The following is a 17,729-nucleotide window of genomic DNA, read 5'->3' as shown; positions in this document are numbered from 1 at the left end:
AGCGCTGAAGCTACGCGTATGAACCTCACCTCACACAGCGGGACACATGAATGCAGGCCTTTTTGACCGACCACGCTGCGCTTATTTCACTTTCAATTCTCGGGCTGATGTTTGTCGGCTTTTTCATGGAGCGGCTGCCGGCTGCGGCTATGGCCATGGTCGGGGCAGGCGTCTTCCTGATGCTGGGCTTTCTCGATGAGAAAGGCGCCCTTTCGGCCTTTTCCAACAGCGCGCCGATCACGATTGGCGCCATGTTCATCCTCGCGGCCTCGCTGCGCCGTACCGGCGTGCTGGATGCGATGGCAGCCTCTGTGCTGCAGGTGGCGGACAAGTCGGCCGTCGGGGCCCTGCTGTTGCTGGGGACGATTGTATCGGTGGCATCGGCCTTCGTGAACAATACCGCCGTCGTGGTCATCCTGCTGCCTATCGTGATCGAGTTGTCGCAGCGGCTGAAGATTTCAGAGAAGAAGCTGCTGATCCCCTTGTCCTATATCTCGATCCTTGCGGGCACCTGCACGCTGATCGGTACATCCACAAACCTTTTGGTGGCGGGCGTGGCGCAGGAAAATGGTCTCGCGCCATTCGGCATTTTCGAGATTACGCCAATTGGCCTTGTGACGTTCGCCTCAGGGCTTGTCATCCTGCTCGGGCTTGGCTGGCTGCTGTTGCCGCGCTCAGAGGGCGACGTGGCGCGGCCTGCGCTCGATTCTTCCTACCTGACGGATGTCTATGTGCGTGAGGAATCGCCAGCGGCCGGAAAGCTGGTCTCAGATGTGCCGGAACTGGCGAAGAAAGGCATTAACGTCATATCGCTGTTCCGCGGTAACCGGCGGCTGGCCGTGGCGGATGAGGAATCCATCTTGAAGGCGGGGGACCGGATCACGCTGCGCGCGGACCTGCAGGAATTGCTGACAATGGTGGATTCCGGCCTGTTCCGGATCGGTATCAAGCTGCGCCAGCTGGAAGGCGGCGCAGAAGAGCACGCCCAGGCCACGGTGACGCCGAATGACCCCAATATCGGGCGGCGGGTTTCGGAGATGACCTACCTGTCGCGCCATGCGGTGACCGTGCGTGGGCTGACCCGCTTTGGCAGCCTGCCGGGGCCCGATCTTGCCAGCGCACGCGTAAAGGCCGGGGACCGGATGATCATTGATGGCACGTCCGGTGAGCTGCGCGACCTTGCGGCATCAGGCGCGCTGGTGGTCGACACCTCGCTCAAGGTGGAGCCGTTCCGCCGTAAGCGGGGGCCGCTGGCAATTGCCATACTTGTCGCGGTGATCCTGTCCTCAGCGGTGTTTGGCGTGCCGTTGCTGATCACGTCGCTGATCGGTGTGGGGGCCGTTCTGGCCTTTGGATGCCTGACGCTGAATGATGCGTTCGAAGCGATGGATGCGGGCGTTCTGACGCTTATCGTGGCGATGCTCATGGTGGGGCAGGGGCTTCAGTCGGCAGGCGGCGTCGAGGCACTTGTCAGCGTGTTGCAGCCAGTGCTGGTGATGGCTTCGCCATTCTGGCTTGTGCTGATGGTCTATCTGTTGACCTCGGTGCTGACGGAAGTGGTGACGAATGCGGCTGTAGCAGTCATCATGACGCCGTTGGTGATCGGGATCGGCACGCAGCTGGGCATTGATCCGCGCGCACTGGTCGTGGCGGTGATGTTCGGAGCAAGTGCGAGCTTTGCCTCGCCCATCGGCTATCAGACGAACACGATCGTGCATGCTGCGGGGAATTACAGGTTTTCGGACTTCCTGAAGATCGGCGTGCCCATGAACCTGATCGTCGGCGTAGCGACGAGTGTCGCGATCTATTTCTTCTATCTGGCCTGAGGGGACGCTTGAGGCAGAGCCTAGTTGGCGACGCCCTTTTTGAGTTCATAGGTCCCGCGGCCCGTCAGCGTGAACCATTCGTGGATTTCGGGATGGGTTAGCGGGGTCTCGGAATCGTCGGGCAGGAGGTTTTGTTCGGACACATAGGCGACGTAATGTGTGCGCTCATTCTCGGCGAACAGGTGGTAGAAGGGCTGGTCCTTGCGGGGGCGGACTTCTTCGGGGATCGACTCATACCATTCCGCCGTATTGGCGAATTGGGGGTCCACATCGAAGATTACGCCTCTGAAGGGAAACATGCGATGGCGGACGACCTGGCCGATCTGGAACTTGGCATTGTGCCGGGATATCGCGTTGTATCGACGATTTCCGTCAATCGGATTGATCAATAGGAGAGGTTTTGTCTGCGTTTTCCTGCGCCGACGCCTGAATGGGTTTTTCAACCACGAGAAGAAGTTTGGTCCACTAGCCATTTCCCGCTCCTGTGATAACAATGCCCCAAGTCATCAATTTGGGCCACACCATGGCTGATAAAAAAGCGCCCGGTACCCGCGAAAAGCGAGGCGCCCAGCGCAACGGAAAGACGGCACCGCTTTTTGCGGCCGTCGACCTTGGGACAAATAACTGCCGCCTGCTGGTCGCTGAGCCACGGGGGAAGACGTTTCGCGTGGTCGATTCGCATTCCCAAATTGCACGTCTGGGGGAGGGGCTGCACGAGACTGGCCGCCTGTCTGACGCCGCTATTGAACGGGCCATTGATGCCCTCCGCAACATCCGCAAGAAGCTGAAGCAGCATGGCGTGGGCCGCGTGCGCTGCATCGCGACCGAGGCTTGTCGAAAGGCCGCCAATGGCGCCGAGTTCATTCGCCGTGTGCATGAAGAGACGGGACTGACCTTCAAGATCATCGGAGCGAAGGAAGAAGCGCGGCTGGCGACGATCGGGTGCCATGACCTGATCGAACCGAACGCTTCTTCCGTGCTGGTGGTCGATATCGGGGGCGGCTCGACGGAGCTGTCATGGGTCGATGCGCGGGCCGCACGCGAGAACGGGTTCAAGGGCTTGCTGGAGCATGCCCCGATCCTTGACTGGACGAGCCTGCCGCTGGGCGTGGTAACGCTGTCGGAGGCCTTTGCGCACTTGGACGAGGTGGAAGCCTATCCGCTGATGCTGGACCATGCGCGCCAGACAATTGCCAGCTGGCCCGGTATCGCCGCCGTGCGTGAGGCCATGGCGGAATCCGAAGCACACATGATTGGCACGTCCGGCACGGTGACTTGCCTGGCCGGTGTTCACTTGAAGCTCGACCGGTATCGCCGTGACAAGGTGGATGGAACATGGCTGAGCCAGGAGGATGGCCTCGCTGCCATCAAGCTGCTGCGGGATGTGGGCATGGATGGTCGCATAAAACTGCCGACCATCGGCAATGAACGCGCAGGGCTGATGCTGTCAGGCTGCGCGATCGTGGATGCGGTTTGGGAAGCCTGTCCGGCGGGCCGACTGCGTGTTGCAGACCGGGGCCTGCGCGAAGGCCTGTTGCTGTCGATGATGTATGGGCCCAAGAAGCCGAAACCGCGCCGGCGCGGACGGCGGGGCCGCAAGCCCGGACAAACACAGACCGGCGGCGATGATCAGAAGGGCATACAAGATGGCGGATGAAGAGAAGCGCCGCTGGAAGGGACCGACCGGCAAGGAAGGGACTTCCGGACGCCAGACGGGCGAGCGCAAGATACATGCCCACCACGCCAAGAGCGACAGTTCCAAGAAGTGGCTCGAGCGCCAGCTGTCGGACCCCTATGTGCGCAAAGCCAAGGACGAAGGCTTCCGGGCGCGGGCGGCCTACAAGCTGCTGGAAATAGATACGAAGATCGGCCTGCTGAAACGCGGCCAGCGCATTGTCGACCTTGGCTGCGCACCGGGTGGCTGGCTGCAGGTCGCGGTCGCCAAGGGCGCGCTGGAAGTTGTGGGCATTGACCTGCTCCCGGTCGATCCGGTCGAGGGCGCGCATATCATCCAGGGCGATGTAAACGAGCCTGACGATGTGGCGCGCATGCTGAAAGGCCTGACCGGCAAGCCCGATCTCGTGCTGTCAGACATGGCGGCGAACACGACAGGCCATAAGCAGACGGACCATTTGCGCACAGTTGCGCTGGTTGAGATGGCTGCGGCCTTTGCCGTTGAGCATCTGGCCCCGGGCGGGAGCTTTTGTTCGAAAGTCTTCCAGGGGGGCACGACGAAGGATGTGCTCGACATGCTGAAAGCAAACTTCAAGACCGTGAAGCACATAAAGCCGCCCGCAAGTCGTGCGGGCAGCCCTGAGATTTTTGTGATTGCCAAAGGCTTTCGCTGCTAGGCCGAACATCAGCCTTCGTATTTGAAGCCGAGCTCGATTGTGACCTGGTAAAATTTGACCTTGCCGTTTTCAATGAAGCCACGGGTCGATGTGACATCGAACCAGTCGAGGCTGCGCAGGGTCTTGCTGGCCGTGGCCAGAGCGCCGTCAATTGCGTCTTCGATGGATGTTTTCGATGTGCCAACGATCTTGGTGATGGCGTAGGTATCTGCTGACATGGTGGTCCTCCTTGTTGTGGAGACCAATCGTCTGAGCAGACGGAATGTTCCGTAACTTTCGGGATATACGCCTCAGAGACGCAGATCGACCGTATGGTACATTTCCGATTTGCGGCCGGAACAGGCAGCTGTGAAGTAACGGTCATCCTCCAGGGTTCCACGCTCTTTCGCGTAGCCGAGATCAAGGGTGACTTGATAGTGCGAGACATTGCCGTTGCTGAGGAAGCCACGGGCGGTAACGACGTCGAACCATTCGGGTTCGCTGAAGCGTTGGCGCGCAACATTAAGAGCGCGCGCTATCGCATCATCGACTGAAATATCGGACGTGCCTGTGATTTGGCGGGTGGTGTAAGTTGTCGATGCCAAACAAGTCTCCTTTCAGTTCATGTACGCGTTTATCCCTCCATTGGTTCTATGCATCGGGCATGCCATTCGTTCCATCTGGCGCTGCCTTGCCGTGCTTAACCAATCAAGCCACAATATTAACTACAGAACAGGGAGATCAGGATGAAAGCCAAAGGTGGGTGCTATTGTGGCGCGGTGCGCTATGAGGTTGACGGTGATACAATCTTCAATGGGCAATGCCATTGCCGTGAGTGCCAGTATTACTCGGGTGGACAGCCGAACATGGTGTTTGGCGTGCCTGCCGCAGCGTTCCAGCTGACATCAGGCGAGCCCGCCACTTATGCCCGGAGCGACCTTGAGGCGCCCGTTAAGCGGTCGTTCTGCGGTACTTGCGGGACCCCTTTGTGGTCAGAAAGCCCGTATATGCCGGGCGCATACCTGCTCAAGGCGGGCACGCTCGACAATCCCGCCGACTTTGGAATGGCGCAGATGGCCATCTACATGTGCGACGCTCAGCCTTTTCACGCAAAACCCGAGGGCATCCCCGTGTTCGACAAGGCGCCCGGTCAATGAGGGCGCTGCTGGCGGGGGCAACCGCGATGATATTGCTGGGCGCCTGTACTGGCATGGGCGGCACGGACATGGACGGGGCGGCGGAAGGACCGGCGCCAATGGCTGCATCCGGGCATGAGAAGATCCGGTTTGAGGGAAAGCGGGCCACGAAAGCCGAGCGCGCGGCATGTGAAGCGGCCGGAGGCGAGGTCGGGCCGGGCGGTATGCTTGGTTATGACCAGTGCGTTCGGCCCTATGCGGACGCCGGACAGGCCTGCAAGGGAACGGAAGATTGTGAAGGCCGCTGCCTCCTCTCCGCCGACTCGGATGATGAGATGGGACAGCCGACCGAGGATGGCATATGCCAAGCCAATGACAGCCCGTTCGGCTGCTATTCGGAGGTCAATGACGGGATGGCCCAATACACAATCTGCGTCGACTGAAGCTGGCGGAGCGCTATTCGCTATAGATCGCGTGATAGACGCTGCGCATGGACGACGCTCTCATGTTGACGCCGGCAGGCGAGAAATTCTGCTGCAGCCCAATGAAGATGACCTTGTTCCTGGGATCGATCCAGAACCAGGTTCCGCTGGCGCCGTCCCAGAAGTAGGTGCCTTCGGGCGCCGCAAGGCCGGACTGAATTGTATCGGTCACGACCCCGACGCCGAACCCGTAGCCTGTGCCGGCCTTGCGCTTGAACATGGTCTGCGGGGCCTCGGGATCGACAATCGGCAAGGCATTCGTGCGCAGGAGCGTGACAGATTCCGGCTTCAGCAAGGTCTGCCCGTCCAGCGTGCCGTCGTTGAGCAGCATGAGGGCGAAGCGCTCATAGTCTGCAAGGGTCGAGACAAGGCCCTGGCCGCCATAATCAACCGGCACGCTGGCGCGGTCCATTTTGGCGAGCGGTCCTCCAACGAGGTGAATCGGGGTGTCAGGCGTCCATGCGGTGGCGTCGGCGAGGCGGGCCTTCTGCTCAGGGCTGACGTAGAATGCGGTATCCGTCATCTTCAGGGGACCAAAGATGCGCTCCTGCATGAAGTCGCCCAGCGACTTGCCCGTGATGCGTTCAATGATGGCGCCCTGAAGATCGGAGGCAATGGAATAGGACCATGCCGTACCGGGATCGTATTTGAGCGGGATGGCGGCCGTGCGGCGTACGACTTCATCCATGGATGGCGCGGCCAGGACCTTGCGTTCCGTGAATTGGCGATTGATGTAGTCCTGCTTGCCGTCACCATAGCCGAAGCCCGCCGTATGGGTGAGGAGCTGGCGGATGGTGGGCGGCTGCGGGACCGGGTGCGTCGCTGACTTGGTGGCGCTGCCGGGGGAATTTGCCACCTGCAAAGACTTCATTTCCGGCAGGTATTTGGTGATCGGGTCATCCAGGTCGAGCTCGCCGTCTTCCTGCAACATGAGGATCGCGACGGCCGTGACAGGCTTGGTCATCGAATAGATGCGGTAGATGGTCTTGTCGCTGACCGGTTCCTCGCCCTCGAGTGTGCGGCTGCCGATAAATCCGCTTCTGACGCGCTCACCGTCCTTGATCAATGTATAGGAGAGGCTGGCGACACGGCCGCTCTTCACCGAGGCGGCGAGACTGTCATCCAGTTTGTCGAGAATGGGCGTGAAGAAAGAGTCTTCCGGATTGGACTTGGGGGCTTCGACGACAAGCGGTTCAACTGCCTGCTCGTCGGCTTTTGGCTTGCTATCCTGCGCGCCACAGGCCGCAACTGAAATGAGCAGGAGCCCGCTGCAAATGCGCAGAAGCGTTTTACGTGTCATGGCCTTGCCTTCCCAAATTCACCCTGTCTCGCTAATGGGGAAGGGGGAGGACTTCAATCCTTGCAGCGGAACAAATTCACGCACCGATAGAGATGTGGGCGCCTTCACATCAGGATATGCCCTGACAGGCCGCTCGCCGAACCCAATTGCAGCGCAGAGTGATTGTTCTGCAATTGTGACGAAACTACCCCCTTCACAAGACCCTGCGACTCCCTTACTAGGCCAAAAAGGGAGCTCCCCACATGAAAATCCGACAAGCCATTACCTTCGACGACGTGCTTCTGCAGCCCGGCGCGAGCGAGGTTTTACCTGCTGATGTGAACGTTTCGACGTTCCTGACCAAGTCCATCAGCCTGAATATCCCCCTTATTTCCGCTGCCATGGACACTGTTACCGAAGCGCGCTTGGCCATTGCGATGGCGCAATCGGGCGGCATCGGCGTCATTCACCGGAACCTGTCGATCGAGGAACAGGCTGGCGAAGTCGCCATGGTGAAGAAATACGAGAGCGGCGTGGTGATGAACCCCGTAACGATCTCGCCGACCGCGACACTGGGCGAGCTGCGCGAACTGAAGAAGCGGACCGGGTTTTCCGGCATCCCTGTGGTTGAGAAGAACGGCAAGGTTGTCGGCATCATCACGAACCGCGACACGCGCTTTGCTGAAGACCTGAACGAGACAGTTGCAAGCCTGATGACACGCGAGATCGTCACCGTGAAGATGGACACAGAGCCGTCGGAATCGCGCGCACTGCTGCACAAGCACCGGATCGAGCGCCTGCTGATCGTCGACAATGACGGACGCTGCATCGGCCTGCTGACGGTGAAGGACATGGACAAGGCGGCGGTGAACCCCAACGCGGCCAAGGATGCGGCGGGCCGCCTTCGCGTGGCAGCGGCCTCGACCGTGGGCGATGCCGGCTATGAGCGCACGATGGCGCTGATCGAGGCGGGCGTCGACGCGGTAGTAATCGACACGGCGCATGGCCACTCGATCAGCGTGGCGGACGCTGTGCGCCGGGCGAAGAAGATTTCGAACTCGGTGCAGATCATTGCCGGGAACGTGGCAACAGCCGAAGCAACCAAGGCGCTGATCGATGCGGGCGCGGATGCCGTGAAGGTTGGTATCGGCCCGGGCTCGATCTGCACGACGCGGATCGTGGCGGGCGTAGGCGTGCCGCAGCTGACGGCCATTGAGCAGTGCGCTAACATTGGCGCGAAGACGGGCATTCCGATCATCGCCGATGGCGGCATCAAGTTCTCGGGCGACTTTGCCAAGGCGCTGGCCGCTGGTGCGGCGACAGCGATGATGGGCAGCATGTTTGCCGGCACGGAAGAAGCGCCGGGCGAAGTGTTCCTTTACCAGGGCCGCAGCTACAAGGCGTATCGTGGCATGGGGAGCCTCGGCGCCATGGCGCGCGGCTCGGCAGACCGCTACTTCCAGAAGGATGCCGCCGCCGAGAAACTGGTGCCGGAAGGCATTGAGGGCCAGGTGCCGTTCAAGGGACCGATCGGGCCGATCCTGCACCAGATGGTTGGTGGCCTGCGGGCAGCCATGGGCTATGTCGGCGCCAAGGATATCGACGAGCTGCACAAGAAGGCGGAGTTCGTGCAGATCACCGGCGCGGGCCTCTCAGAGAGCCATGTGCACGATGTGATGATGACGCGCGAAGCGCCGAACTATTCGGTGAGCCGGGGGTAGGTAGCCTTTCATACCGCGACAGCAATTTTGCACCGTGCAATGGAATTCAGCTAACAGAAAATTTGAAATCACATTGCAAAAGCTTGCGTGTAATCCCATTCGATGGTCTGTTTTTGTTCAACTATCTTGCATAGGTGAACCATGGATCCGATCTGGGCTCAGACAATAGCAATCTCGGCGGCCACGATAATAGGTCCAATATCGGCTATTGTCGGCTCTATGTACCTTCAATCTAGGAAGGAAAAAAAGCGCGAAAAAGTCCAGATGGTGATGGATCTGGTCGCGAACCGGATGCATCCGTCGCGAGCCGAATTCGGTAAAATAATGAATATTGTCCCACTAGTCTTCCCACAGGACAAACTGGTTCTCACTGCTTTTGATCGGCTCCGGCTTTATCTTGAAGGGCCTAATCGCATATTGCGAGATGATCCAAATCTGCAAAATCTTGTCTCAGACATGCTCGTAGAGATGTCCAAGAAATGCGGACTAAAGTTTTCTCACATTCAACTTCGCGCTCTAAATTATTCATCTGGGGAATATGAATTGAGAGATACAAGGCTCCAACTCGCACTGGAATCTCTTCCCGCTATTGCACGAGCCTTAGAGGAAAATAGCACGTCACCCCATAAAGCTGGCGACGAGCTTTAGCGGACAGTCAGTAAAACTGGCGCGTTTCCTTAAAGTCTCAAGATTGCGAAGCGAAATTGCGTTTCGGCTTGCGCCACATCGCCTGCAAAGGTGGGGCGCCGGGGCCGACTTCCAAGTATTTCATGTGGTCGAAGCCGTGGCTCATGTAGAAGCCGGTATTGTCGGGGTTAGAGTTTTCGAGATAGGCGGGCAGGCTGTCGCGGTCGCAGGCCTCAAGCATTGGGCGGATGAGGGCCTTGCCGAGCCCTTTGCCGCGCGCAGCCTTCCGTGTGCCGATGGAGAAGAGGTACATGTGGGGTTCGTGCGGGTGGTTGGCATCCATCACTTCACCGGCCTTGAGGGCGCGGCCAACAGCACCTTTTGAACCCCAGCGCGCAACGCCAGCTGCGATTGAAAGTATCGCCATCAGCGGTGGGGTGCGGTTCGCATCTGCCCGGGACCACATGGTCGCGCCGCCATCGCCAGCGAGGTAGCAGAGGCCGTTCTTCAGATAGATATCGCGTGCGAGGACCGTGAAAGTGCTCTTGATGGCGCGGTTGCTGCCGAAGATCCACTTGTTCACCGGATCGTCGAAAAAGGCCTCCGCCGTGATATCGCCGAGCTGGCGCCAGTCAGCTTGCGTCGCGGCGCGCACATTGTCCGGAAGCTCTAATTGCATGTCTGCCAACCCCTATGCATGAAGGCAGTATAGGTAAGATAAGTAGCGACGACTAGCTTTCATTTTTGCGCAATTGGCGGTCGCGCATTGAATAATTGCTACAGAAAGCGGGACATTGCGGGCGGGCGCCCTAGGTGAAGCCTCGTAGCAGGGAGAGGAGCATTGCATGATCCAACGCGTGGCTATCGTTGGCGCCGGTCTGGCGGGCCTGTGCGCGGCGCGTGACCTCAACGCGGCTGGTCTGAGTACGGTTGTTTTCGAGAAGAGCCGCGGACTAGGCGGGCGCCTGGCAACTCGCAGGACTGATCTGGGGCCGATTGATCATGGCGCACCGGGCGTGTCAGTGGATGTGGCTCAGGCGGCAGGCGGGAGTGTCTGGGCAGAGGGGCCTCAGGATGCGCGCGGGATCGGCATTCCGGGCATGAGCACATTGGCGCGCCATCTGGGGAAGGGGATCAATGTGCAACGCGAGATCTCCATTACTGATGTCGCCAGTACGGATGACGGGTTTAGTCTGACCGATGCTGACAGCCGTGTGCATTCGGGCTTCGAGGCGGTGATCCTGGCTGTTCCTGCGCCACAAGCCGCAGCATTGCTGGGGCATGAGGAGGGGATGAAGAAGGCTCTGGCGGACGTTCGCATGAATCCCGCCTGGACCCTGTTGCTTGGCTTTGATGCGCCGAGCGGTCTTTCCCAAGATGTGCTCACGCTTACGGAACCCTTGGCGATGGCCATTCCGATGCTGTCAAAACCGGGGCAGATTGCGACGGAGCGGTGGACCGTGCATGCTTCTATCGCGTGGTCGGTCGCCCATCTTGAGCTGGACAAGGATGCGGCGGCGAGCCTGTTGCTGAAGGCCTTCATGGCGGCGACAGGGCTTTCGGGTGCTCCGGACTATGTGGCGGGGCATCGGTGGCGGTATGCGCGGGTGGACCGACCGCTGGGCCAGCCCTTTGTGGTCAATGGCGCGGGCACACTGCTGGCAGGCGGAGACTGGGCCCTGGGACCGTTGGCGTCGGATGCTGTGGCCAGCGGCCGTGCGATGGCGCTGCGCGTGCTGGAAAACGGCCGAAGCTGAGGCGATCAGGCCGCTGGCGCGGGAAATCCGTTCAGGATGGCGATATGGGCCTTCGCGCCCTTGAGTCGGTGGGGGAGGATGGCCTGGTATTCGGGGCAATTATACCAGGCGAGCGCCATATCCCTGTCGGGAAATTCGGCCAGGACGGTGCGCGTGCAGGCCCAGTCGCCTTCAAGAACGTGGGGCGCCTCATCGACAGAGAGCATCTTTCCGTCGAAGAGATTGAACACCGGCATGAAGCCCTGTTCGTATTTTCCGTAGGTCTCACGGTCGGAAATTGTGATCTGGGCGACGATATAGACGGTCATGATGGGCCCCTCCTGCCTGAATGACCCTATCTAAGAATGCAGACATTCCAGTGTCTATTGGTTTCCTTGGAGGGAAAGCGCGCGTAAAGCGTCCGTCAGATCAAGAATGAGGTAGAATAATGCGCAATGGCGGTAAGATTTCGGCGGCGATTGATGTCCTGACGGACGTGCTGAACCGGCACCAGCCTGTGAAGTCGGCGGCCCGGGACTGGGGCAAGCGGGCGCGCTATGCTGGCAGCAAGGACCGCGCTTGGGTCTCTGGGCTCGTCCTGGACGCGCTGCGCAAGCGTAACTCGATTGCCTATCGCATGGATGACGAGAGCCCGCGGGCGCTGGTGCTGGGGGCACTGGCCTTTGCCTGGGGCTGGGATATCCGTCAGATCGACACGGCGATGGAAGAGGAGCATGCGCCCTCGAAACTGACTTTGAGCGAGCGCGAGCATCTTGTGATGGCGCCGGATCCGTCCGCGCCGCCGCATGTGCAGGGCGATTACCCGGAATGGATGGCGCCGATGATGGCGCGCGTGTTCGGTGAGGAAGCGACGGTCGAGGCGCAGGCCATGGCTGTGCGCGCGGACGTGGACCTGCGGGTCAACACGCTGAAGGTGGATGCCGAGAAGGCCTCGATGCCGCTGAAGAGCGCCAAGGCCGAGCAATCGCGCCTGTTGCACAATGCCTTCCATATTCCCGCAAAAGACCCGAGCGAGCGCGAAGCTTCGCTGGAGAGCATTCCGGCCTATTCCAAGGGCTGGGTTGAGGTGCAGGATGCGGGCAGCCAGATTGCGGCCGCAGCTGCGAATGCGCAGCCGGGTGAGCAGGTGCTGGACTATTGCTCCGGCGGCGGCGGCAAGACGATCGCACTGGCGGCCCAGATGAAGGGCAAGGGGCAGATCTTCGCCTATGACATCGACGGCAAGCGCCTCAGCGCGCTGATCCCGCGCCTGAAACGGTCCGGCGCGCACAATGTGCAGCTGGTGCATCCGACAGAGCCGGTTCAACTGGAGACGCTGACGGGGCAGATGGACTGCGTCTTCGTCGATGCGCCGTGCACGGGAACGGGCACGTGGCGCCGCCGGCCGGATTCCAAGTGGCGGATCAAGCAGGGCCAGCTGGAAAAGCGGATGTCCGAGCAGACGGAGATCATCGCCAAGGCGAGCGAATTCGTGAAACCTGGCGGGCGGATGATCTATGCGACCTGTTCCTTCCTGATGGAAGAGGATGAAGACCGCGTGGCCGAGTTCCTCAGCATGCACCCTGAGTTCACCGAGGAAGATGCCGCCGGGGCGGCGATTGCCTCAGGCCTGCTGACGGATGAGGGCGCCAATGTGGTGCAGCGCTTCCGTATGCCGACGGGCAGCGTACGCCTGACGCCGCGCCGGGCAGGGACGGACGGGTTCTTCTTCGCCGTGCTGCGCCGCGCGGGATGACAGTCGTTCTGGCCATCACGCTGTTCCCGGTTGCGTTCATCGCGATGTGGTGTGGCGTGATCTGGCTGCTTGGCCGGGTTTCCGGCTGGCAAAGGCTGGGCCAGCATTATGCCTATCGCGGTGAGATACGGGGTGTTTCACGGGGCTTCCAGAGCGCGATGATGGGCTATTCGCGCTGGCGGCTGGTGCGTTACCGCGCCTGCCTGAACGTGACGGTGGACAGCGGCCTGCTGATCCTGAAGGCCTGGTTCATCTTTGGCCTGTTCCAGCCGCCGCTTGGTATACCGCTGCATGATCTGGTGCGCGCGGAGCGGACATTCCTGTTCTGGACCTTCTGCGAACTGCGGGCGGCGCCTGAGCCGCGTATCAGGATACTCGTGTCGCTGAGGCTTGCGAACTGGATCGAGCGGCAGGCTGGCGGTCCCATCCTCTCTGCCAAGGCGCGCGATTTCTAGCTGTTTAGCGCCTATCTGGCATTGCCGAGCGCTTTAAACAGGTGAGTTGCGCCGTTTGATGGACGGATTCCGCGCTTTGCAGCGACTGGAGGCTTGCCCGCTAGGGCGGGACTCAGCTAAACGGCGCCATGACAGAGCAAAGACACGAACGCGCCCTTATCGTCGACTTCGGCAGCCAGGTGACGCAACTGATCGCCCGGCGCCTGCGCGAGAGCGGCGTCTATTGCGAAATCCACCCTTTCAACAAGGTCGACAAGGCCTTTGTCGAGGCCTACGACCCGCAGGCCGTGATCCTGTCGGGCGGGCCTTCCAGCGTCTATTGGGACGATGCACCAATGGCCGACATGGCGATCTTCGAGGCGGGCATCCCGGTGTTAGGCATCTGTTACGGCCAGCAGGTGATGATGCACCAGTTGGGCGGCCGCGTAGAAGGCGGCACGAGCCGCGAATTCGGCCGCGCGTTCATCGAAAAAGTGATCGATGATCCATTCCTCGAAGGTATGCTCGAGAGTGGCGAGCATGAGCAGGTCTGGATGAGCCATGGCGACCATGTCGCCGAGATGGCGCCGGGCTTCGGTGTCATCGCGAAATCGCCGGGCGCGCCCTATGCGATCATCGCGGACCCTGAGCGTAAGTTCTACGGCACGCAGTTCCACCCCGAAGTCGTGCACACGACGCATGGGCGCCAGATTCTGCGCAATTTCACGCATGGTGTCGCTGGCATGAAGGGCGACTGGACGATGGCGGCCTATCGCGCCGAGGCGATCGAGAAGATCCGCGCGCAAGTGGGCAAGGGCAGGGTGATCTGCGGCCTCTCAGGCGGCGTTGATTCCTCCGTGGCCGCGGTGCTGATTCATGAAGCCATCGGCGAGCAACTGACATGCGTGTATGTCGACCATGGCCTGATGCGTCATGGCGAAAGTGAGCAGGTGGTGAGCCTGTTCCGTGAGCATTACAATATTCCGCTGGTCCATGTGGATGCGTCGGAGTTGTTCCTCGGCAAGCTGGCCGGCGTGTCGGACCCCGAAAAGAAGCGCAAGATCATTGGCGGTCTGTTCATTGACGTGTTTGACGAAGAGGCAAAGAAGATCGGCGGCGCGGATTTCCTGGCGCAGGGGACTCTCTATCCGGATGTGATCGAGAGTGTCTCGGCCCTCGGCGGCCCCAGCGTGACGATCAAGAGCCACCACAATGTGGGCGGCCTGCCAGAACGCATGAACATGAAACTGGTCGAGCCACTGCGCGAGCTGTTCAAGGACGAGGTGCGCGCGCTTGGCCGCGAGCTTGGCCTGCCGGAAAGCTTTATCGGTCGCCACCCGTTCCCGGGGCCGGGCCTCGCCATCCGCATTCCCGGCGAGATTACACGCGAGAAGGCCGACACGCTGCGCAAGGCTGACCTGATCTATATCGACGAGATCAAGAAGGCGGGTCTCTATGACGAGATCTGGCAGGCATTCAGCGTGCTGCTGCCGGTGAACACGGTGGGCGTAATGGGCGACGTGCGGACCTATGAGGCCGTGCTGGCCCTTCGGGCTGTGACGTCTACGGACGGCATGACGGCGGACTATTACCCGTTCGAGCACGCTTTTCTGGGCCGCGTTGCGACGCGCATCATCAATGAAGTGCAGGGCGTGAACCGTGTCGTTTATGACGTGACCAGCAAGCCGCCCGGTACGATTGAGTGGGAATGATTTCATCATTCTCGCGACCTTTCGAAATCTTTCAAAAACGCCATTAAGTTCAAACGCTTAGTGGCGTTTTTCTTTCGACTCCTATCGCCGTTTTTTACCGTCAAACACGAGCCGATGACGGTAAGGCTGACGGTATGCGTTCCCGGCACATACCGCTAAATTCGCACTTACCGTCATGCCAAAATGTGGGGTGACGGTAAAAACAGAGCCGTAGATCACTGAATATAATCAAAAAAATGGGAATTTACCGTCGCATTTTTGGGTGACGGTAAAATTTCCCGGAAAGGACATTGCGATGCTGACGGATGTTGCCATCAAGGCACTGAAACCAAAGAAAAAAGTCTACAAGGTGGGGGATCGTGACGGCATGTACGCAACCGTTTCTACTGTCGGCACGGTGACCTTTCGTATGGACTACCGGATCCACGGCAGGCGGGAGACGCTCACGATCGGACGCTATGGTCATGGTGGTATCAGTCTCTCGGAGGCCCGCCACAGATGCATGGACGCAAAGCGTCTGATCGAGGCGGGCGTGTCACCGGCCAAGGAAAAAAAGCGATCAAAAACCCGTCTCCTGGAATCCGGTTCGTTCTCGGAGATGGCCAATCGCTGGATCGAAAGCGATGACATGGCCGAAAGCACGCGCGACATGCGCCGGCACATTCTGAACAGGGACATCCTTCCCACTTTTGGGAGCTACCTGTTAAGTGAGGTTACACCTGAGGATCTCCGGGCCCTGTGCGAGAAGGTGAAGAAGCGCGGTGCTCCGTCTACGGCGCTTCACGTTCGGGAATTTGTCCACCTTATCTACAAATATGCCAGGCTGCATGGCGTGAAAGTCGATAATCCGGCCGACGAAATCGCGCCGGTCTCTATCGCCAAAGTGCGCCCGCGGGACCGGTCTCTCTCACCGCTCGAGATCAGAATCTTCTACAGCGTGCTCGAGGAGCTGATCGCGACGCCAACCCTCAAGCTCGGGCTGAAATTCATCTTGCTTACCATGAAGCGGAAATCCGAAGTCAGCTTGGCGACCTGGGACGAAATCAGTTTCGAGAACGCGGTCTGGTCTATCCCGAAGGAGCGGATGAAGACGGGACTGCCTCACAATGTATATCTGTCACGTCAGGCGCTTGATATTCTTGTGGCGCTCAAGACGTGTGCGGGAGGATCGCGCTACGTCTTGCCCTCCCGCTATGATTGCTACAAGCCGATCTCCAATGCGACGCTTAATCGGCTGACAACGGCGGCGTGGGAAACGGCGGGGGAAGCGGGCCTGCCGCTTGAACGGTTCACGGTGCACGATCTCAGGCGCACAGGATCTACGCTCCTCAATGAGCTCGGCTTCAATCGGGACTGGGTCGAAAAGGCGCTCGCCCATGAAGACCGTCGCACGTCACGCGGTGTCTATAACAAGGCCGAGTATGCCGATGGCCGGCGTCACATGATGCAGGAATGGGCGGACACAATCGATGCGTGGTCACAAGGGCATCAAAGGCAACCGGTGCTTACGCCGCCGGCATCGGCTGAATTGGGTTTTGATCTCCAGCTTGATCCTAAATTCGATCCATAATCTTGCTCGCAAGCGCCAATGTTGGCCTCATGACCGTGCAAATTCCATCAGGGCAGTGATGTCATGGCGGTCCGCCGCACGCAGGGCTGCAATGTATTGGCGTCTGAGCTCGCCCATGTCAGCAATCTGGCCACCTAGGACTTCGCTGCCCCAGCTGAAGGCTGGTTGGCCCAAGCGTTGGATCAGGAGGTCGGCCATCATGCGAGAAAGGCGCCCGTTCCCATTGGGATAAGGGTGAATGGCGACGAGCCGGTGGTGCAGGCGAACTGCAATCTCGTCGGCGGGATAGGTCTCGTGGTCGACCCAGTAATTTGCGTCGTCGAATAACTGGGCCATCTGGACGCCGATCATATAAGGCGCGACGCCGACATTGCGTTCGGTCGCGCGGTAAGTGCCTGCCCACGCCCAGACGTCATTGAACATCCGGCGATGCAGGTCGTTCGTGAATTCGACGCTGAGGATGGGTGCGCGCCGCCGCCGGAAGACCCAGGCGGCGGCGGTATCGATATTGTCCTGCTCTGCAGCGTTCAGTTCAGCGCGTGTTGCGATCCAGTCCTGCAGAAGTCCTGCCCGTTCGTCAGGATCGAGGGGCGTTGCGTCGTCTGGTTCCTGAAACAGGTCAGTCATCAGGACTCCCAGAGGTCGCGCTCATCGAGGCTCTCTCGTATGAACCGGTCGATCCGCTCATTCAGTTCCTTGTCAGACACAGCCTGATCTTCCATGGCCATTGTATGAGAGATGGCTCGGATCTGTTTCGCCGCGATTTCACGGGCGCGGTTCATGACGCGTTGCTCTAACCGGTCCCGCGGCAGGAGGAAGTAGACAACTTCGCAATCAAGCGCGTCGGCAGCACGTTCAAGCGTTTCCAAGCGGATCTTCCCCTCGGTTTCAGAGCGTTCGATGTCAGCAAGACTTTGCGGCGTGATCGACATGCGTTTTCCGAGCTGGATACGGGTCATGCCCAGCGCCTCCCGAAGCGTCCGTACCCAACCTGACTTTGGCCGCGCAAAATCTACCGCTTCCCGAATGGTCGAGAAACGCTGGTCCAGGGCCTGGCGCGAGCGTTGGCGGGTCTTTTTCATAAGGCTGCAACCTGTTTTTTAAGATTCGAAAAACAGGC

The 17,729-nt window shown here is 59.9% G+C and carries 20 protein-coding genes; 12 read left to right on the top strand and 8 right to left on the bottom strand.

Annotation, left to right across the window (positions count from 1 at the left end; translation table 11 throughout):
- Window positions 1-50: 50 nt before the first annotated feature.
- On the top strand, window positions 51-1,826 hold the full coding sequence (locus HOC_RS16190) for an SLC13 family permease (protein WP_035540524.1): 1,776 nt from the start codon (window positions 51-53) through the stop codon (window positions 1,824-1,826).
- 20 nt (window positions 1,827-1,846) lie between these two features.
- On the opposite strand, the gene hspQ is transcribed toward HOC_RS16190, so the two are convergent.
- On the bottom strand, window positions 1,847-2,125 hold the full coding sequence (hspQ, locus tag HOC_RS22720) for a heat shock protein HspQ (RefSeq protein ID WP_051615695.1): 279 nt from the start codon (window positions 2,123-2,125) through the stop codon (window positions 1,847-1,849).
- 224 nt (window positions 2,126-2,349) lie between these two features.
- On the opposite strand from hspQ, the gene HOC_RS16180 reads away from it, so the two are divergent.
- Together HOC_RS16180 and HOC_RS16175 are read left to right on the top strand one after the other, a co-directional pair.
- Window positions 2,350-3,483, top strand: a complete 1,134-nt coding sequence (locus HOC_RS16180; protein WP_035540554.1) for a Ppx/GppA phosphatase family protein — start codon at window positions 2,350-2,352, stop codon at window positions 3,481-3,483.
- The gene (locus HOC_RS16175) at window positions 3,473-4,177 is read left to right on the top strand and encodes an RlmE family RNA methyltransferase (protein WP_035540523.1); all 705 of its coding nucleotides are present in this window, start codon (window positions 3,473-3,475) and stop codon (window positions 4,175-4,177) included. Before HOC_RS16180 ends, HOC_RS16175 begins: the two co-directional genes overlap by 11 nt.
- An 8-nt stretch (window positions 4,178-4,185) precedes the next feature.
- Here HOC_RS16175 and HOC_RS16170 read toward each other — a convergent pair whose 3' ends face one another.
- Entirely contained in the window at window positions 4,186-4,395 is a 210-nt protein-coding gene (locus HOC_RS16170; RefSeq protein ID WP_035540521.1) for a dodecin, read from the bottom strand.
- Window positions 4,396-4,467: 72 nt separating this feature from the next.
- Window positions 4,468-4,761, bottom strand: coding sequence for a dodecin family protein (locus tag HOC_RS16165; protein ID WP_051625002.1), 294 nt, complete (start codon window positions 4,759-4,761; stop codon window positions 4,468-4,470).
- Between the two features lie 141 nt (window positions 4,762-4,902).
- Between HOC_RS16165 and HOC_RS16160 the strand changes: the two genes are divergently transcribed.
- Together HOC_RS16160 and HOC_RS21475 are read left to right on the top strand one after the other, a co-directional pair.
- The gene (locus tag HOC_RS16160; protein WP_035540520.1) at window positions 4,903-5,313 is read left to right on the top strand and encodes a GFA family protein; all 411 of its coding nucleotides are present in this window, start codon (window positions 4,903-4,905) and stop codon (window positions 5,311-5,313) included.
- The gene (locus HOC_RS21475; RefSeq protein ID WP_051625001.1) at window positions 5,310-5,735 is read left to right on the top strand and encodes a hypothetical protein; all 426 of its coding nucleotides are present in this window, start codon (window positions 5,310-5,312) and stop codon (window positions 5,733-5,735) included. The genes HOC_RS16160 and HOC_RS21475 overlap by 4 nt, the downstream gene beginning before the upstream one ends.
- Before the next feature lie 13 nt (window positions 5,736-5,748).
- Here the strand turns inward: HOC_RS21475 and HOC_RS16150 are convergent, their stop codons facing one another.
- Complete coding sequence (locus HOC_RS16150) at window positions 5,749-7,074, bottom strand: serine hydrolase domain-containing protein (RefSeq protein WP_051625000.1); 1,326 nt, start codon at window positions 7,072-7,074, stop codon at window positions 5,749-5,751.
- 242 nt (window positions 7,075-7,316) lie between these two features.
- Between HOC_RS16150 and guaB the strand changes: the two genes are divergently transcribed.
- Window positions 7,317-8,774 (top strand): IMP dehydrogenase, encoded by a 1,458-nt coding sequence (gene guaB / locus HOC_RS16145; RefSeq protein ID WP_035540519.1) that lies wholly within the window; start codon window positions 7,317-7,319, stop codon window positions 8,772-8,774.
- A gap of 141 nt (window positions 8,775-8,915) precedes the next feature.
- Complete coding sequence (locus tag HOC_RS16140; protein ID WP_035540518.1) at window positions 8,916-9,422, top strand: DUF6680 family protein; 507 nt, start codon at window positions 8,916-8,918, stop codon at window positions 9,420-9,422.
- Between the two features lie 37 nt (window positions 9,423-9,459).
- Here HOC_RS16140 and HOC_RS16135 read toward each other — a convergent pair whose 3' ends face one another.
- Window positions 9,460-10,080 carry a GNAT family N-acetyltransferase gene (locus HOC_RS16135; RefSeq protein ID WP_035540516.1) on the bottom strand — a complete coding sequence of 207 codons (621 nt, stop codon included), beginning with the start codon at window positions 10,078-10,080 and terminating at the stop codon, window positions 9,460-9,462.
- A gap of 166 nt (window positions 10,081-10,246) precedes the next feature.
- On the opposite strand from HOC_RS16135, the gene HOC_RS16130 reads away from it, so the two are divergent.
- Window positions 10,247-11,158 (top strand): NAD(P)/FAD-dependent oxidoreductase, encoded by a 912-nt coding sequence (locus tag HOC_RS16130; RefSeq protein WP_051624999.1) that lies wholly within the window; start codon window positions 10,247-10,249, stop codon window positions 11,156-11,158.
- Between the two features lie 5 nt (window positions 11,159-11,163).
- Here HOC_RS16130 and HOC_RS16125 read toward each other — a convergent pair whose 3' ends face one another.
- Window positions 11,164-11,466 carry a DUF1330 domain-containing protein gene (locus HOC_RS16125; protein WP_035540515.1) on the bottom strand — a complete coding sequence of 101 codons (303 nt, stop codon included), beginning with the start codon at window positions 11,464-11,466 and terminating at the stop codon, window positions 11,164-11,166.
- Between the two features lie 119 nt (window positions 11,467-11,585).
- Between HOC_RS16125 and HOC_RS16120 the strand changes: the two genes are divergently transcribed.
- The 4 genes from HOC_RS16120 to HOC_RS16105 all read left to right on the top strand — a co-directional run bounded on the left by HOC_RS16120 (window position 11,586) and on the right by HOC_RS16105 (window position 16,609).
- Window positions 11,586-12,893, top strand: a complete 1,308-nt coding sequence (locus HOC_RS16120) for an RsmB/NOP family class I SAM-dependent RNA methyltransferase (protein ID WP_035540514.1) — start codon at window positions 11,586-11,588, stop codon at window positions 12,891-12,893.
- Entirely contained in the window at window positions 12,890-13,348 is a 459-nt protein-coding gene (locus HOC_RS16115; RefSeq protein ID WP_035540513.1) for a hypothetical protein, read from the top strand. Before HOC_RS16120 ends, HOC_RS16115 begins: the two co-directional genes overlap by 4 nt.
- 128 nt (window positions 13,349-13,476) lie before the next feature.
- On the top strand, window positions 13,477-15,039 hold the full coding sequence (gene guaA / locus HOC_RS16110) for a glutamine-hydrolyzing GMP synthase (protein ID WP_035540510.1): 1,563 nt from the start codon (window positions 13,477-13,479) through the stop codon (window positions 15,037-15,039).
- A 295-nt stretch (window positions 15,040-15,334) separates the two neighbouring features.
- A complete protein-coding gene (locus tag HOC_RS16105; protein WP_035540508.1) occupies window positions 15,335-16,609 on the top strand; it encodes a tyrosine-type recombinase/integrase in 1,275 nt (424 codons plus the stop codon).
- A gap of 27 nt (window positions 16,610-16,636) precedes the next feature.
- Here HOC_RS16105 and HOC_RS16100 read toward each other — a convergent pair whose 3' ends face one another.
- Both HOC_RS16100 and HOC_RS16095 read right to left on the bottom strand, forming a co-directional pair.
- Window positions 16,637-17,236 (bottom strand): mobile mystery protein B, encoded by a 600-nt coding sequence (locus tag HOC_RS16100; RefSeq protein ID WP_035540506.1) that lies wholly within the window; start codon window positions 17,234-17,236, stop codon window positions 16,637-16,639.
- Window positions 17,236-17,691, bottom strand: a complete 456-nt coding sequence (locus HOC_RS16095) for a mobile mystery protein A (RefSeq protein ID WP_035540505.1) — start codon at window positions 17,689-17,691, stop codon at window positions 17,236-17,238. The genes HOC_RS16100 and HOC_RS16095 overlap by 1 nt, the downstream gene beginning before the upstream one ends.
- Between the last annotated feature and the right edge of the window lie 38 nt (window positions 17,692-17,729).

This window comes from Hyphomonas oceanitis SCH89 (assembly GCF_000685295.1).
GTDB classification, from domain to species: domain Bacteria; phylum Pseudomonadota; class Alphaproteobacteria; order Caulobacterales; family Hyphomonadaceae; genus Hyphomonas; species Hyphomonas oceanitis.
This window is presented reverse-complemented; position numbering and strand designations above follow the sequence as displayed.

Bases quoted from the DNA above. Each gene is read 5' to 3' on its own strand.
- HOC_RS16190 (WP_035540524.1), top strand. From the start codon at position 51: ATGCAGGCCTTTTTGACCGACCACGCTGCGCTTATTTCACTTTCAATT.
- hspQ (WP_051615695.1), bottom strand. From the start codon at position 2,125: ATGTTTCCCTTCAGAGGCGTAATCTTCGATGTGGACCCCCAATTCGCC.
- HOC_RS16180 (WP_035540554.1), top strand. From the start codon at position 2,350: ATGGCTGATAAAAAAGCGCCCGGTACCCGCGAAAAGCGAGGCGCCCAG.
- HOC_RS16175 (WP_035540523.1), top strand. From the start codon at position 3,473: ATGGCGGATGAAGAGAAGCGCCGCTGGAAGGGACCGACCGGCAAGGAA.
- HOC_RS16170 (WP_035540521.1), bottom strand. From the start codon at position 4,395: ATGTCAGCAGATACCTACGCCATCACCAAGATCGTTGGCACATCGAAA.
- HOC_RS16160 (WP_035540520.1), top strand. From the start codon at position 4,903: ATGAAAGCCAAAGGTGGGTGCTATTGTGGCGCGGTGCGCTATGAGGTT.
- HOC_RS21475 (WP_051625001.1), top strand. From the start codon at position 5,310: ATGAGGGCGCTGCTGGCGGGGGCAACCGCGATGATATTGCTGGGCGCC.
- HOC_RS16150 (WP_051625000.1), bottom strand. From the start codon at position 7,074: ATGACACGTAAAACGCTTCTGCGCATTTGCAGCGGGCTCCTGCTCATT.
- guaB (WP_035540519.1), top strand. From the start codon at position 7,317: ATGAAAATCCGACAAGCCATTACCTTCGACGACGTGCTTCTGCAGCCC.
- HOC_RS16140 (WP_035540518.1), top strand. From the start codon at position 8,916: ATGGATCCGATCTGGGCTCAGACAATAGCAATCTCGGCGGCCACGATA.
- HOC_RS16135 (WP_035540516.1), bottom strand. From the start codon at position 10,080: ATGCAATTAGAGCTTCCGGACAATGTGCGCGCCGCGACGCAAGCTGAC.
- HOC_RS16130 (WP_051624999.1), top strand. From the start codon at position 10,247: ATGATCCAACGCGTGGCTATCGTTGGCGCCGGTCTGGCGGGCCTGTGC.
- HOC_RS16125 (WP_035540515.1), bottom strand. From the start codon at position 11,466: ATGACCGTCTATATCGTCGCCCAGATCACAATTTCCGACCGTGAGACC.
- HOC_RS16120 (WP_035540514.1), top strand. From the start codon at position 11,586: ATGCGCAATGGCGGTAAGATTTCGGCGGCGATTGATGTCCTGACGGAC.
- HOC_RS16115 (WP_035540513.1), top strand. From the start codon at position 12,890: ATGACAGTCGTTCTGGCCATCACGCTGTTCCCGGTTGCGTTCATCGCG.
- guaA (WP_035540510.1), top strand. From the start codon at position 13,477: ATGACAGAGCAAAGACACGAACGCGCCCTTATCGTCGACTTCGGCAGC.
- HOC_RS16105 (WP_035540508.1), top strand. From the start codon at position 15,335: ATGCTGACGGATGTTGCCATCAAGGCACTGAAACCAAAGAAAAAAGTC.
- HOC_RS16100 (WP_035540506.1), bottom strand. From the start codon at position 17,236: ATGACTGACCTGTTTCAGGAACCAGACGACGCAACGCCCCTCGATCCT.
- HOC_RS16095 (WP_035540505.1), bottom strand. From the start codon at position 17,691: ATGAAAAAGACCCGCCAACGCTCGCGCCAGGCCCTGGACCAGCGTTTC.